Below are 14,065 nucleotides of genomic sequence, written 5' to 3' on the forward strand. Positions count from 1 at the left end.
CTCAGCCGCTGTCAATCCGCAGAGAAATCCCTTTCTCTGCCGGCGGCCAACACCCGGCGAATCGTCTCTCCGGTAAATCCCCGTCCTGCCAGAAAACGGGCGCGCCGGGCATAATCTTTGGCATCTGTTGGCACTGTATCGCCAAAACGCTTCTGACAAACCGCCTGCGCCTGCACCAGCCAGTTAATCTCGGGATCTGCGGTAGCTTCGACCCCCGCCTGCTGCAAGTCCTGACGCAAGCGCAACGGCCCGTGCCCCTGACGCACGCGGGTACGGGTAAGCATTTCCGCATAACGCGCATCATCCTGATAACCGGCAGCGACGAGTGCATCCAGCGCCGACGCCACGTCCCCTGCGTCACATCCCGCACGGAGCAGTTTGTCACGCAGCTCCAGACGTCCATACTCCCGGCGCGCCAGCCACCGCAGCGCCAGCGCAGTGGGATCGCCGCGTTCTGCCGTCAACTACCCGACCGCTGCGGGCTCTACCACGTCTTCGGCAAAGGCCAGGGGATGTCCTGCTGCCGCTGCCCGTATCCGTTGCTCGATATTGACCGCCAACTCCGGATGTTCCTTGAGATACTGGCGGGCGTTATCCTTGCCCTGGCCGATACGTTCTCCCTGATAGCTGTACCAGGCGCCGCTTTTTTCGACGATGTCGAACTTCACGCCGAGGTCCACCAGCTCGGACATGCGGGAGATGCCTTCGCCGTAGTAGATGGCAAATTCGGCTTCGCGGAAAGGCGGTGCGACCTTATTCTTGACCACCTTGACGCGGGTATCGTTACCTACCACTTCGTCGCTCTTTTTGATCGCGCCGATGCGGCGGATATCGAGACGCACGGAGGCGTAGAATTTGAGGGCGTTACCACCGGTGGTAGTTTCCGGGCTGCCATACATCACCCCGATTTTCATACGAATCTGGTTGATGAAAATGACCAGGGTGTTGGTCCGGGAGATATTGGCGGTGAGCTTGCGCAACGCCTGACTCATCAGACGCGCCTGCAAGCCGACGTGGGAGTCGCCCATGTCGCCTTCGATTTCCGCTTTGGGGGTCAGTGCAGCCACGGAGTCGATAACAATCAGGTCGACTGCCCCTGAGCGCACCAGCATATCGGCGATTTCCAGCGCCTGCTCGCCGGTATCCGGCTGGGAGATCAGGAGGTTTTCCAGATCGACGCCGAGCTTATGGGCATAACTGGGGTCCAGAGCATGTTCGGCATCAATGAAAGCCGCCGTACCCCCTGCAGCCTGACAACTGGCTATGGCGTGCAGGGTAAGGGTCGTTTTACCGGAAGATTCCGGTCCGTAAATCTCTACCACCCGGCCCCGTGGCAGGCCACCGACACCGAGAGCAAGGTCCAACCCCAGCGAACCGGTGGAGTAGACCTCAATGTCCTTGATGGCATTATGATCACCGAGACGCATGATGGCGCCTTTACCAAATTGCTTGTCAATCTGTGAGAGGGCCGCCGAAAGGGCCTTGCTACGCTGTTCGTCCATAATGCTTTCCTTCTCCTGAATTGAGGGTTAACCCATCCTTGCAAAACACCATGTTGTAGTGGCGCGCGGCAGGGCCTGATGATCCGGTACTGCGGGAGTCATCGGAACAACCTTTTCCGGCATTCTACCTGAGCTGGCGGGCGGGGCAAACGACTGAAAGCAACTGCGGCATAATTCTTGTCCGGCACGGTGGCCGCCGTTCAACCAGCCCCGCGCAATAATCCCAATAACCCGCCCAAAGCTACCGAACCCGCGGCATACTGCACCGACCAACGGTCTCCGTGAAAGTGACAGGTTCTCACCTGCGGTTCCGCGCCCCGCGCGCCCCAGGCAATACAGACGGTGCCCACCGGCTTGCCGGGCACGGCACCTCCCGGCCCGGCGATGCCGGTGATAGCCGCGGCGATGTCCGCTTCGTGCAGTGCACCCGCGAGCATTTCCAGGGCGGTATCCTCCGCTACGGCCCCGACCCGCGCGAGGGTCGCTTCCTGCACCTTTAGCAACTGAATTTTCGCGGCATTACTGTAGGTGACAAACCCGTGGCGCAGCAGCGCCGAGGAGCCTGGCAGGGCGGTGATCCGCGCGGCCAGATCACCGCCGGTACAAGACTCCGCCAGGGCGAGTCGGGTGTCCCGCGCACGGGCATGCCGGAGTAAGGACCATTCTGGCGGTGCCATGTGCAGCGATATGGCGCACGGTGTTCCGGCCTCGACCCAATACTCGCCCGGCAAAACTTCCGGCGTGGTGCCGTTATCGTTGAAAAGGCTCAAAGGCACGTCGCAAACGGGCATATGTGCGCTTGCCCAATCACGCAACGCGGCCCAGTCACCGGCCGGCAGATGGGTGCGGCATGATGATTTTATCCAGCCCGCGGCGTTCGCAAACTCGCCAATGGCCACCGCCGTGGCGGAACAATCGGGCAATGTGGCGACGAGTTCCACCCGGACATCTATCCTGGCCCGGCTGGCCCAGGCCGCCAGACGCTGGGCATCGGGCAGGGCCGCGGGACGCATGGGCAGAAATATCTGCAAGGACTCCGTAGGACGGGTATTCGTCATAGCCAGCCCGCCCACAGCATCAGTCGCAGAAGAATCAGTGCCGGGATCGCTGCAGCGACATCATCGAGCATAATACCCGTGCCTCCATGAATATGTTTATCCAACCAGGAAATCGGCCAGGGTTTGAGCATGTCAAAAAAGCGGAAGAGCAGGAACCCGACGAGCAGCGTCCACCAGCCGAAAGGCACCAGCCAGAGGGTGAGCAGCAGGCCCGCCCATTCATCCCAGACGATAGCCGGGGGATCCAGCACCCGTTTGCCACTACCGCCATTTTGCATCTCCCGCGCGGTCTGCCCGCAGAGCCACGGCCCCAGAGCGATCATCGTCACCAACACCAGCGTATAAACCACATTATTCTGCACCACGAGGACCAGCAGCAGATACAGGGGAATAGCAGCGATAGTGCCCATGGTGCCGGGCAGGATGGGCAACAGGCCGCTGCCGCCGCCCAATGCCAGCCACTGATACCAGGGTCTAGAGTGCATGGACATGCCCCCAGGTGGAAGGCAGCGGCAGCGGCTCATCCCGCCAGGTCAGAGCGACCGCGGTCCGGGCATCGGCGGCCGCAGGCAGGATGCTGCCCACCGCCGTCAGGCGGAGGGCAAGTGTCCGGGCGGCCTCCTGCAGTGCCATCGACAAGGCAGGAGCGGCACAGAGGATCAGTTCATAATCATCACCGCCGGTGAGGGGCCAGCGTTGCAGGCGTTCCGGGTCGGTCCGCGCCAGATCCGCGAGTTCCGGGCTCAAAGGCAGCGCATCCAGGGCGACCTGCGCCCGGACACCCGAAGCTTTCAGGATATGGCCAAGGTCGGCCAGAAAGCCATCGGAACAATCCACGGCACAAAGCACGCCCACTGTCAGCGCCGTCATGCCGAATTCGAGACGGGGCGTGGGACGCAGCCGACGGGCCTCCAATGCGTCCCACTGTGGTGCTGAGCAGGGAAAGGCCTGCCCGTCGTGGCCGCGCTCCACAAAAGCCAGGTCCAGGGCTGCGGCCGCGTCCCCGAGACTGCCAGTGACCCAAATGACGTCTCCGGGCCGTGCCGCATCACGGCGCATCACCCCATGGCCGGTAAGCCCCAATGCGGTTACGGAGAGGGTCAGCGGCCCATCTGTAGCCACCGTATCGCCGCCGGCCAGGGCAACGCCGTGGCGGTCGGCAAGTGCACTCCAGCCCGTTGCGAATGCTGCCAGCCACTCCCCATAGCCTTCCGCCCGCTGTGGCAGGGCCAGACTGAGCAGGCACCAGCGCGCCTCCGCACCCATGGCGGCCAGGTCGCTGAGATTCACCGCAAGGGCTTTCCAGGCGAGGTCTTCCGGGCTGACATCGGGGAAAAAGTGGCGACCGGCAACCAGGGTATCCATTGTCGCCACCAGTTGCCGACCCGCGGGGTCCAGCCAGGCGGCGTCATCACCGATACCGAGCCGCACACCCCTGCTTTCCGTGCCCAGACGGCTCCGTAACTGTTCGATGAGCGCAAACTCTCCGCCCGCCATATTCACTCCGTTTTTGCCGATCCTTGCGCTACTATAGCAAGGACATCACCTGAAGGAAGCCATGCCCAGCACCCCCACCGTCACCGGACGCTTTGCGCCCTCCCCCAGCGGCCCACTCCATGCAGGATCACTCATTGCCGCCATTGGCAGTTATCTCAGTGCCCGCAGCCAGGGCGGGCGCTGGCTGCTGCGCCTGGAGGATGTGGATGAGGGCCGCGTGCGTCCGGGTGCTGCCGACACCATTCTCCGGCAACTGGAGGCCCTGGCGCTGGACTGGGACGGACCGGTGCAGACCCAGTCCTCCCGTAAGGCGGTCTACCGGGAAGCGCTGGTGGCTTTGCAGGCACAGAGCATGGTCTACCCCTGTGCCTGCACCCGGCAGGAAATCCGGGACTTCGGCGAACATTATCCGGGCACTTGCCGGTCGGGTCTGGCACCCGGACGGCAGACCCGCTCCTGGCGCCTGCGGGTGCCCGACCATTTACCGCCCTGGGAGGATCGTTTCCATGGCTGGCAACCATCGCCCGCACCACAATATGACCCCGTCCTGCTGCGTGCCGACGGCTACTTTGCCTATATCCTGGCCTGTGTCGTGGATGACGGTGAGCACGGTGTCAGCGAAGTGATTCGCGGCGGTGATCTGCTTGCGCTCACCGCGGTGCAACGCTATCTGCAAAGTACCCTGAACCTGCCCCATCCCCAATATGGGCACCTGCCCCTGCTCTGCGATGCGGATGGACGCAAGCTGTCCAAAAGTGCCGACAGCCCCGCGTGGACGGGCAACCCCAGTCAGGCCTGGGAGGAGACGTTGCGGCTACTGGGTTGGACAACGCCTGCCGGGCTGCACGGGGCTTCTGCGCTGGAGTGGCGCGACTGGGCATGCACACGGATGGCTGTGGGGCAGCCTCTTTATGGCACTGCGCCACTGGCCTGTACCAGCAGGCGGCGTTAGGCTGAGCCCCATGAACCTGCCGCCCCTCACCCCCGCCACCCTGATCCGCCGCTACAAACGCTTTCTTGCCGACTGCACACTGGCCAGCGGCGAGATCATCACCGTACACTGCCCCAACTCCGGGAGCATGCGCAGTTGCGCCGAACCCGGTCAGCCCATCCTGATCTCCCTCAGCGACAATCCCAAACGCAAACTGCCCTGGACCTGGGAACTCTACTGGAGCGGCGCCAGTTGGGTCTGCGTCAACACCCAACGCCCCAATGCCATAGTTGCCGAGGCCATCACCGCGGGCGACATACCCGCCTTGCAATACTACACACAACTGCGCCGCGAAGTGCCCTATGGCCATCATGAACGCGTGGACATCCTGCTCAGCTCCGAAGGCCAGCCACCCTGTTATGTGGAGGTCAAATCCTGCACGCTGCTGGAGGATGACGGCATCATCCTCTTCCCCGATGCGGTCAGCAGCCGCGCCTTGCGCCATCTGGGGGCATTGACGGAGGTGGTCCGCAGCGGCGGGCGGGCGGTGATGTTTTTTCTGGTCGGCCGGGAAGACGGCCGGGGTTTTGCACCCGCAGACGCCATTGATCCCGCCTATGGCAAGGCTCTACGCCGGGCACGCATCGACGGTGTGGAAATTCTGGCCTACCGGACCCGCGTCAGTCCTGATAAAATGACCGTAAGCGCGGCGGAACCGCTTTTCTTTTAGCCGCTTCAGGAGAACAGCATGTTACAGCGCAGCAAAAAATCACCACAGGGCAGCATCAAGACCGCAGAAGAGGTCGAAAAAATGCGGGTGGCCGGGCAGCTCACCGCCATGGTGCTGAAGATGATCGGCCCCCATGTCAAAGCCGGCGTCACCACCGGTGAACTGGACCGCATCTGCCACGACTACATCGTCAATGATCTGCAAGGCATTCCGGCACCGCTCAACTATCAGCCCAGCCCGGAATATCCACCCTTTCCGAAATCTGTCTGCATCTCCCTCAACCACGTGATCTGCCATGGCATTCCCGGCGACCGCGCCATCAGGGATGGCGACATGCTGAACATTGACGTCACCGTCATAAAGGAGGGCTATCACGGTGACAGCAGCAAGATGTTCGCTGTCGGCGAGGTACCGTTGCGGTCGCGGCGAGTAATGGAAGTGGCCCATGAAGCCATGGTGCGCGGCATTCAGCAGGTGCGGCCCGGCGCGACCCTGGGCGATATCGGCCATGCCATCCAGGTCTACGCCGAGGCGCAGCACTGTTCCATCGTGCGGGAATTCTGTGGGCATGGGATTGGCCGCAAATTCCACGACGAGCCGCAGGTATTGCACTATGGCAATCCCGGCGAAGGCATTGAATTGGTGGCGGGCATGACCTTCACCATCGAGCCCATGGTCAATGCCGGCAAACGCCATATCAAGGCCCTGCCCGACGGCTGGACCATCGTCACCAAGGATCACAGTGCCTCCGCCCAGTGGGAGCACACCATTCTGGTCACCGACGATGGTTACGAAATACTGACCCAATTGCCTGGCGACCCCATTTAAGAATGACGAGCCGCGCCGCGCAAACCCGGACGCTCGCACCCCATGCGGCGTTGCGTGAGGATCAGGGATCCCTGCAAGCCGCCTTTTCACCACAGCAGAGCAGCAGCACCTTGCTCCGCCAGCGCTGCCGCTCGATGGACAGCACCCTGCGCAAGCTCTGGCAGACGCCATCGGGCACAGACGCGTCAGCCGCCGACCATCTCACCCTGGTAGCCGTAGGCGGATACGGGCGCGGCACGCTCTTTCCCGGCTCTGATATTGACCTGTTGATCCTGACCCCCAGCAGCGACCTGACCGCGCTACAAAAGCACTTCATCGAAGCCTTCCTGACCAAGCTCTGGGACCTGCAAATGCAGGTAGGGCATAGCGTTCGGGGCGTGGAGGAATGTTTGCAGGAAGCGCGTCAGGATCTGGGTGTTGCAACCACTCTACTGGAATCCCGTTATCTGGCCGGATCGCGCCCATTATTGCAACAACTGAGCGACGCGTTGCAGGAAAATCCCCCCTGGCCGCCCCCGCTTTTTTTCGCCGCCAAACTGGCGGAGCGGGAAAACCGCCACACCCGCTGCAGCAATACCGCCTTTCATCTCGAACCCAACCTCAAAGAGGGTCCCGGTGCGCTGCGCGATATCCATCACCTGCAATGGCTCGCGGCCAGTGTTTTTGGGGAGGGCAGCCTGCACCGGCTGCGCGATGAGGATATCATCACCAGCGAGGAATACCGCCAGCTCCTGCGCGCCCAGGCCCTGCTCTCGCGCCTGCGGATCGCCCTGCACTACGCCACCGGACGCCACGAAGACCGTCTGCGCCTCGACTTGCAGGTGCCCCTGGCGCGGCAAATGGGTTACGCCGATCGGCCCGGACGCAGTGCCGTCGAACAACTGATGCAAAAGCTCTATCGCGCCTTCGCCGACATTCTGCGCATCGCCGCCATTGCGCAGGAGAATATCGCGCAGCGCCTGGCCGCAGGCACGACAGCACCCATGGCCGCCGACCGGCGCGTCGCCCTCCCCATGCCCACGCTGCGCCGCGATGATTCGCAGTTGCTCCGACATATCCTGAGGCTGTTCCGCAGCCTGGCGGAAGACCCCCGACGAAGCACCCTCGACGCCCAGACCCAACGCCACCTATATGCCTTGCGGAACGCCATTCACCCGCGGGATCTGGATCGTGATCCCATTGCGCAGGAGGAACTTCTCGCCATTTTCGCCCAGCCCGACGGCGCCTATCGCAGCCTCAAAATGATGCAGCAATGTGGCCTTTTGGCGCGCATACTCCCCGCTTTCGGACGCATTACCGGACGCATCCAGCACGACCTCTTCCATGTGTATACCGTTGATCAGCACACCCTCTTTTTGCTCCGCAACATCGGTCAGATCTGGACCAACGAGACGCCGCAGATGCCCGTTGCCAACGCTGCCCGGGAGCAGGTCGAAAAACCGGAGTTACTGGTGCTGGCCGGCCTCTTCCACGATATCGGCAAAGGCCGTGGCGGCGATCACTCCAAAATCGGCGCGCAGGAAGCCCGGCATTTTGCCCGGCGTTTGCGGTTGTCGCCCCGCGATACGGAACTGATCGTCTGGCTGGTGGAACAACACCTGCAAATGTCCAGCGTCTCCCAGCGGCGTGACCTCGAAGACCCGCAGGTCATCCGCGATTTTGCCCATCTGGTCCAGGACGAACGGCATCTTGCCTATCTTCTGCTCCTCACCGTCGCCGATATGCATGCCACCAATCCGGAACTCTGGAATGACTGGAAGGGATTACTGCTCAGCACATTGTACCGGGCGACAGCGAGCGAACTCCAGCGGGAGGAGCGCCAAACCCGAGACCTTCCGCAGATCGTCGCCGACAAACAGCAAGCGGTGTTAGAGAGAATCGCCGGTACGGACCAGCCGCGAGCGCGCGCACTCTGGCAACATCTTTCTGGCCCTTATTTCCTGCGTTACACAGAGGACGAACTGCTCTGGCATTGTCAGGAAATACTGGCCCACAAAAACCGTAAACCGCTGGTCGCGGTGCGCCCTCGTGCGCCCGAGGGCAGCGAAATCCTGATTTACGGTTCAGACCGGCCGGGGCTTTTTCAGCAGATTACCGGCGCGCTTGATCGTCAGTCTCTGAACATTATCGACGCCCGGATCGATACCAGCGAGGACGGGCGCGCCATCGACACCTTTCTGGTCATCGACAACAGCCATGCCTTCGCCCATAGTGCCGAAGCCCATGCCGATCTGGGTAACGAACTCCGCGCGATTATTGAAGGGGAGGCAGTGAGCAAACCCCGCTTCGGATTGCGCCATCGCGATCCACGTCACCGTTTTTTTGCCCATGTTCCCGCCGAGATCCGGGTAGACAACGGCGCCTTGCTCCGCTATACCCTGCTGGAAGTCCGCGCTGCGGACCATCTCGGCCTGCTTTATCAGGTCGGTGAGACGCTGTGCGCATTGCGGCTCAACATCCACGGCGCAAAAGTCTCCACTTTTGGTGAACGGGTGGAAGATACCTTTTTCATCCTTAACGAGCGGGGGTGCAAACTGACCGAAACTCAGGCCAAAACGCTGATTCAGGCCTTGGATGACATTTTGAATGGCGAAGCCGCTTAAACAATGAATTGCCCCCTCCTCCTACGACAGGCGTAAACCCATGTGGTCATTCCTTCTTCCTGACGCCCGGCGGCGGCGTGACCGTGCCCTGGCCCTTGCCGGTGTCCTGCGCAGCGCCCTGCTGGTGCAAAATATCGCGCGTAATGGGTCACAGCCCGGAGAACTGCTGCAGACCTGCATACAGAGTGTTCTCGCGCTAGACAGCCAGGATAGCCTGCGTGCCTTGGGCGATATCGACAGTCTGCGTCAACCCCTGGCCCTGCTCTGCCCCCTGCTGCGGCGCGGCCCTGGCAACGCCCAGGAGGCCGAGCTATTACGCTACAGCATGGCGCTGGTCACCCTCGGCAGGCGTCTCCGCAAAAATCCATCGGCCACCCGGCGCGTCCAGGAGGGTATTGAGCAGGCCCAACGCCAGGTCACCCACTTTGCTGATCCGACGCAGCGCAGCATCATTGCCGGGCTCGCCCAAACCTACACCGAGGCCATCGGTACACTCCGCCCGCGCATCATTGTCAGCGGAGAAAGCCGTTTCCTGAGCGATCCCGACGATGCCGCACGCATCCGCACCCTCCTCCTCAGCGGCATCCGTGCGGCCGTCCTGTGGCGGCAGGCGGGCGGCCATCTGCCCGGCACCATTCTCGAGCGACGCGGACTCTGTCAGGAAGCGGAAGAACTGCTCGCCACCCATCCTCAGCTTACTTGAAGCTGGTGCCCGACCGCCTCGAATAGTCGACAGAAGGCATATGTCTTTCCCGGACTAGCTCGTTGATCTCCCCGATCATCAGGCGATTTTCCATTTCCAACACATCCCCCAAATGAATGACCTCTGCGTGGTTCCCGGCATCCAGAAGCGCTTTAGCCGTCCTGGCAATCCTATGAATGCGCTCGTGGCGCGCCAGGATTCCGCTAAATTCTGGTTGCTGACCGTAATAAATCATACCATCCCCTCTGAGCCATCGCCCCAAATGACAGAGGTCGGCGGCATCGTCCTCCAGAATGTGCTCAGGTAACGCCATGTGCTCACCCATGCCCATCAAAAACTTTTCAGTCCGTAGCGCGTGCCCTTCCAGGATAGTGGGCAGGATATCGACAGAAGGTATGTTTTCCCGACCCGCCGGGATGGATCGGAAATGTGCTATCCAGTCTGGAATATCTTCGGCAGGGACTGGTCGGGAGAACAAATAGCCTTGCAAATGACTGCATCCTATCCTGGTCAGGAGCCTCGCGTGTGCAGTCGTTTCCACTCCTTCGGCAATGACATCAAGGCCCAGCATGCGGCTGGCAGTAATGACTGCGGTTACGATGGCCAGATCTTTGGGATCATCCACCATGTCGCGGACAAAGCTCTGATCTAGTTTGACCGATTGAGTCGGGAGCTGTTGCAGGTAAGTCAAGGAAGCATTACCGGTACCGAAATCATCCAGCGCCACGCGTACACCTATCCGGTTACAGGCACCTAGCCGTTCCTGTGCCTGTACCATGTCGTATAGCGGCGCTGATATGGTCGAGCGCCGCATAGAAATCTGCAGGGCTAAGCAATCCACGTTCCGGATCCTGGATGCGGATCAATGCTTCACCCCCCAGAACCTCTCCTGCGCTGCTTACAATCGGTTGATAATGAAGTACCAGGTGTCTTTTTCTTAGCGCCCCCTCCATAACATGGCGCATGCGCGCGCTATTACGATAGCGAGTGATGACCTGGGAATCATGCTCCCGTAGCCTAGGGAAACCGGGAAGGTGTTCCTGGCGGGGGTTCTGATCAGTCATGATGCGTATCATCCGGTATGCCATCCATCCCGGTCAATATGGCATCCGGAGCCGGTGTTTGGATGCTTTTGGCCAAGGTGGCACCATACAGTGGGCTCATAGAATATTGCCGCCAAGTCTCACTCGCTGCCATTTCTCACCCAATGCTTTGCGCAGGGCATTACTGGCAGCAACCAGGCCGTGCAGATCGATATCGTGCATGGTTCTGCGGGCGATGATTCCCAGAATGCGATGGTATTCCCGGTGCAGGACATCCAGTTCACTCCCTTCGCCATAGCCCATCTGCTCCAAAGCCCTCTGGAAGCTGCAGCGCTGCGGGTCCCCCAGACGCTGCGCATCGACCATGTCTGGATCATGGGCGAGGATCTGCAGCCAGAACTTGTGGTGCAGCATGTGTTCGGCGTACAAGCCGAGTATAGTTTCGGGGCCCTGGTGCGGAGCGGCGGAGAAACCTGCCAGAAAGCTGTGCAATGCGGCGATAGACAAGGGTCTGGCAATGGCATAGCCCTGCAGAAGCTCGGCACCGAGCACCGTCATAGCATCCTGAACGGCAGCAGTTTCAACCCCTTCCACAACCAGGTCCAGGTCCAGTTCTGCGGCCAGATCTTTGATGATCAACGCGAAGGCCAGGTCTTCCGGCCGTTCTTCCAGGCTGTGAACGAACCCATAATCGAGCTTGAACTCGTCCACCGGCAATTCCTTTAGCCGCAGTAGCGAGGTGTAGGCACTGCCGATGTCGTCCAGGGCGAGACAAACACCGAGGTCACGAATGGACTGCAGGAGATTCACTGCGGATTTACGTTCCAGGAAATCACTGCCCTCCAGAATCTCCAGGTGCAGGCGCCGGGGGTCGATGCCGCTTTGCACGATCTGCTCGCGCAGGTCATCACGACAGTGCGCATTAAAGGACGAGCGGGGATCGACATTGAAAGAGACCCATAAGGTGTGCCCGTCTGCTTCCAGTTCCGGCAAGTCGCGGAGGATCGCGCGGAGTACCTGGGCACACAGGTGATAGAGGTCTTCGCTGGCCAGATGGGGCAGAAACTCTGCAGGTTGCAGCAGATGATCCCCTTCTCGCAGACGGGCCAGCGCCTCGACACCGACAATCCGGTTCTGGCGGCTATCGAGGATAGGCTGGTAATGCACCTCCACGGCTTCCTGCTGCAACAGGTACCGGTAACGGTTCTGGCACTGCGGGAAGTCTTCACCATACAAGGCCCAGTAGCGGGTGCGGTCAGCCTTGTGCGCCTTGCTTTCGTAGAGGGCGTGATCGGCATAGCGCAGGAGCGCATCCGGGCTACCCTCGTCTTCCAGAGCATAAATGGCGACACCCATGCTGATGCCAACGTGGACGCTGGTGTTGGCGGACAGGGCAATGGGTTGCGTCATGCGTTCGGCGATCTTGTCGAAAATGGGTAACAAATCGTCGATGGATTGAGCGTCTTCGAGGACGAGGACAAACTCATCCCCGCCGATTCTCCCCAAAAAATCGGTTTTGCGCAGGGCCTCTCCCAACCGTTGCGCGATGTTGCACAATGCCTGATCTCCGGCATCATGGCCGTAGGTGTCGTTGACCGGTTTGAAGGCATCCAGATCGAGCATGCAGACCGCGAGCAAGGTGTGGCGACGGGTGGCGCGGGCCATGGCCTTTTCGATCTCGGCATCCAGGGCGCGGCGATTAGGCAGTCCGGTGAGGGCATCCTGCATGGCCATCTGCGCCATCTGGTCGTGGTCCCTCTGCAATTGTTGCCGGGAATCGTCCAGGTTGAGTGCCAGGGTGTTGATCCGGGCGCCCAGGCGGATGATGTCGTTGCGTTCGGCTTGGGCGAGAAAATCTGGCGGGAGCCGATCCGCGTAGTGTCCCGTGCTCAGACGTTCCACGAAATCCTGAATCCTTTGCAAGGGACGGTAGAGGCTGCGCCGGGCGAACCCTGTGCTGAGGAGCCAGGAGAAGAACAAGATGGCGGCGCCGGCGATGGCGCCCATCCATGCGCGGGTGTTGGCACCAGCCAGTACCTGACGCAGAGGTTCGGCCATCACAATTTCGAGTTTTGCCCCTGGTCCCGTGGAGACATCTGCGACCGTCAGCAGATGTCGTTCCCCTTGGGGGTCGCGGCAGATCTTCATGGTGCCAGAGAGGGGCAGACCGCCTTTGCAAGACGGTAACGGCGCCAATGCGGGATCCGCCAGGATGATCTGCTGGCCGCGTAACAGCCAGAAGCGTTCCCTCTGCCGAGTTTGTACAGACTTGATCTGTGCTATGAGCCAACTGACGCGCAGCCCCGTATTGACGGTTCCCATAATGTGTTCTGCGGCGTCGCGCAGCGGATAGGAGAGCGGGATGATCCACTGACTGCTTAGCGGACCCTTGCGCACCGTCCCAATCCCAAAGTGTCCTTGCAAGGCGTCGCGAATATTGGGCGTGAGCCCAACCGTCATCGACTGCGGACCGGTAGAAGCGCAATCCACGATGCCGCGCCGGTCGCTACGCGCCAACAGGGTGTAACGAAAGACAAAAGGCGCGGTCATCCGTGCGAGGTAATCGCTACAGACGGCGGGGCTTCCATCGCGCACTTTGGGCTCCAGCGCGAGGCCCTTGAGAAAGGCCTGTGCAGCACGGAAACCGGCCTGTAGACGTTCACCCGCCATTTTGCCGTTGTGCAACTGTTTTTGGGTCGCGTCCGTGTAGGCCTGCTGGTAATGGGTATAAATATCCCAGCCCAGCAGCAGGGCAACCGGGAGAAAACCCAGGAAGGCAATCCGGCCCATTTTTGCGGCAAGGCTATGCTGGCTACACAATGGCCACCTCAACCCAAGATTCATGAGCCCCCAACATCCAGGTGACCTCTACAAGCCGAACTGCCGCTGCAAGATCGTCTCGGTCGCATCATGCAGCACCTAGAACGGGATTTCTGCATCCCACCAGCTCCCATTCATTGACCTCAAATTCGCTGCGTGGTGGCATAATGCGCCTTTTGAAAGCGATCTAGAAATTCGAATGAATGCCCGTGGCATGACCATCGCCCTGACCGAGCCACCCCCACAGTACCTTGCCTTGCAGGTATATAGCTTATCTTTTGATCATATAGTTGTTTTTGGCGAATTGGCAGCCCCCCGCAGTAAAAAACTCCCATTATTCGGTAGGGACA

At 60.8% G+C, this 14,065-nt stretch carries 13 protein-coding genes; 5 read left to right on the forward strand and 8 right to left on the reverse strand.

Annotated elements, in window-relative coordinates:
* Positions 1 to 11: 11 nt before the first annotated feature.
* The 5 genes from AC2VNK_RS04605 to thiL form a co-directional block, all read right to left on the reverse strand.
* Positions 12 to 464: a regulatory protein RecX gene (locus tag AC2VNK_RS04605; RefSeq protein ID WP_486882989.1), complete on the reverse strand. Its 453-nt coding sequence runs from the start codon at positions 462 to 464 to the stop codon at positions 12 to 14.
* Positions 465 to 1,502 (reverse strand): recombinase RecA, encoded by a 1,038-nt coding sequence (gene recA, locus AC2VNK_RS04610; RefSeq protein ID WP_486882990.1) that lies wholly within the window; start codon positions 1,500 to 1,502, stop codon positions 465 to 467.
* Positions 1,503 to 1,702: 200 nt separating this feature from the next.
* Complete coding sequence (locus tag AC2VNK_RS04615) at positions 1,703 to 2,560, reverse strand: CinA family protein (protein WP_486882991.1); 858 nt, start codon at positions 2,558 to 2,560, stop codon at positions 1,703 to 1,705.
* Complete coding sequence (locus AC2VNK_RS04620) at positions 2,557 to 3,045, reverse strand: phosphatidylglycerophosphatase A family protein (protein ID WP_486882992.1); 489 nt, start codon at positions 3,043 to 3,045, stop codon at positions 2,557 to 2,559. Before AC2VNK_RS04620 ends, AC2VNK_RS04615 begins: the two co-directional genes overlap by 4 nt.
* Positions 3,035 to 4,057, reverse strand: a complete 1,023-nt coding sequence (thiL, locus tag AC2VNK_RS04625) for a thiamine-phosphate kinase (protein WP_486882993.1) — start codon at positions 4,055 to 4,057, stop codon at positions 3,035 to 3,037. Before thiL ends, AC2VNK_RS04620 begins: the two co-directional genes overlap by 11 nt.
* 61 nt (positions 4,058 to 4,118) lie before the next feature.
* Here thiL and gluQRS point away from each other — a divergent pair, with 61 nt between their 5' ends.
* The 5 genes from gluQRS to hflD are packed head-to-tail and all read left to right on the forward strand — an operon-like array spanning position 4,119 to position 9,852.
* Complete coding sequence (gluQRS, locus tag AC2VNK_RS04630; RefSeq protein ID WP_486882994.1) at positions 4,119 to 5,009, forward strand: tRNA glutamyl-Q(34) synthetase GluQRS; 891 nt, start codon at positions 4,119 to 4,121, stop codon at positions 5,007 to 5,009.
* A 10-nt stretch (positions 5,010 to 5,019) separates the two neighbouring features.
* Entirely contained in the window at positions 5,020 to 5,718 is a 699-nt protein-coding gene (gene sfsA / locus AC2VNK_RS04635) for a DNA/RNA nuclease SfsA (protein WP_486882995.1), read from the forward strand.
* Positions 5,719 to 5,736: 18 nt separating this feature from the next.
* Complete coding sequence (gene map / locus AC2VNK_RS04640; protein WP_486882996.1) at positions 5,737 to 6,546, forward strand: type I methionyl aminopeptidase; 810 nt, start codon at positions 5,737 to 5,739, stop codon at positions 6,544 to 6,546.
* A 2-nt stretch (positions 6,547 to 6,548) separates the two neighbouring features.
* Positions 6,549 to 9,149 carry a [protein-PII] uridylyltransferase gene (gene glnD, locus AC2VNK_RS04645; RefSeq protein ID WP_486882997.1) on the forward strand — a complete coding sequence of 867 codons (2,601 nt, stop codon included), beginning with the start codon at positions 6,549 to 6,551 and terminating at the stop codon, positions 9,147 to 9,149.
* A 40-nt stretch (positions 9,150 to 9,189) separates the two neighbouring features.
* Positions 9,190 to 9,852 carry a high frequency lysogenization protein HflD gene (hflD, locus tag AC2VNK_RS04650; RefSeq protein WP_291521504.1) on the forward strand — a complete coding sequence of 221 codons (663 nt, stop codon included), beginning with the start codon at positions 9,190 to 9,192 and terminating at the stop codon, positions 9,850 to 9,852.
* Here hflD and AC2VNK_RS04655 read toward each other — a convergent pair.
* The 3 genes from AC2VNK_RS04655 to AC2VNK_RS04665 all read right to left on the reverse strand — a co-directional run bounded on the left by AC2VNK_RS04655 (position 9,845) and on the right by AC2VNK_RS04665 (position 13,715).
* Positions 9,845 to 10,693, reverse strand: a complete 849-nt coding sequence (locus AC2VNK_RS04655) for a CZB domain-containing protein (RefSeq protein WP_486882998.1) — start codon at positions 10,691 to 10,693, stop codon at positions 9,845 to 9,847. The genes hflD and AC2VNK_RS04655 overlap by 8 nt on opposite strands.
* On the reverse strand, positions 10,596 to 10,940 hold the full coding sequence (locus AC2VNK_RS04660; protein WP_486882999.1) for an EAL domain-containing protein: 345 nt from the start codon (positions 10,938 to 10,940) through the stop codon (positions 10,596 to 10,598). Before AC2VNK_RS04660 ends, AC2VNK_RS04655 begins: the two co-directional genes overlap by 98 nt.
* Positions 10,941 to 11,012: 72 nt before the next feature.
* Positions 11,013 to 13,715 carry a bifunctional diguanylate cyclase/phosphodiesterase gene (locus AC2VNK_RS04665; RefSeq protein WP_486883000.1) on the reverse strand — a complete coding sequence of 901 codons (2,703 nt, stop codon included), beginning with the start codon at positions 13,713 to 13,715 and terminating at the stop codon, positions 11,013 to 11,015.
* Between the last annotated feature and the right edge of the window lie 350 nt (positions 13,716 to 14,065).

The sequence above is a fragment of the Acidithiobacillus sp. TH-A35 genome (assembly GCF_057473505.1).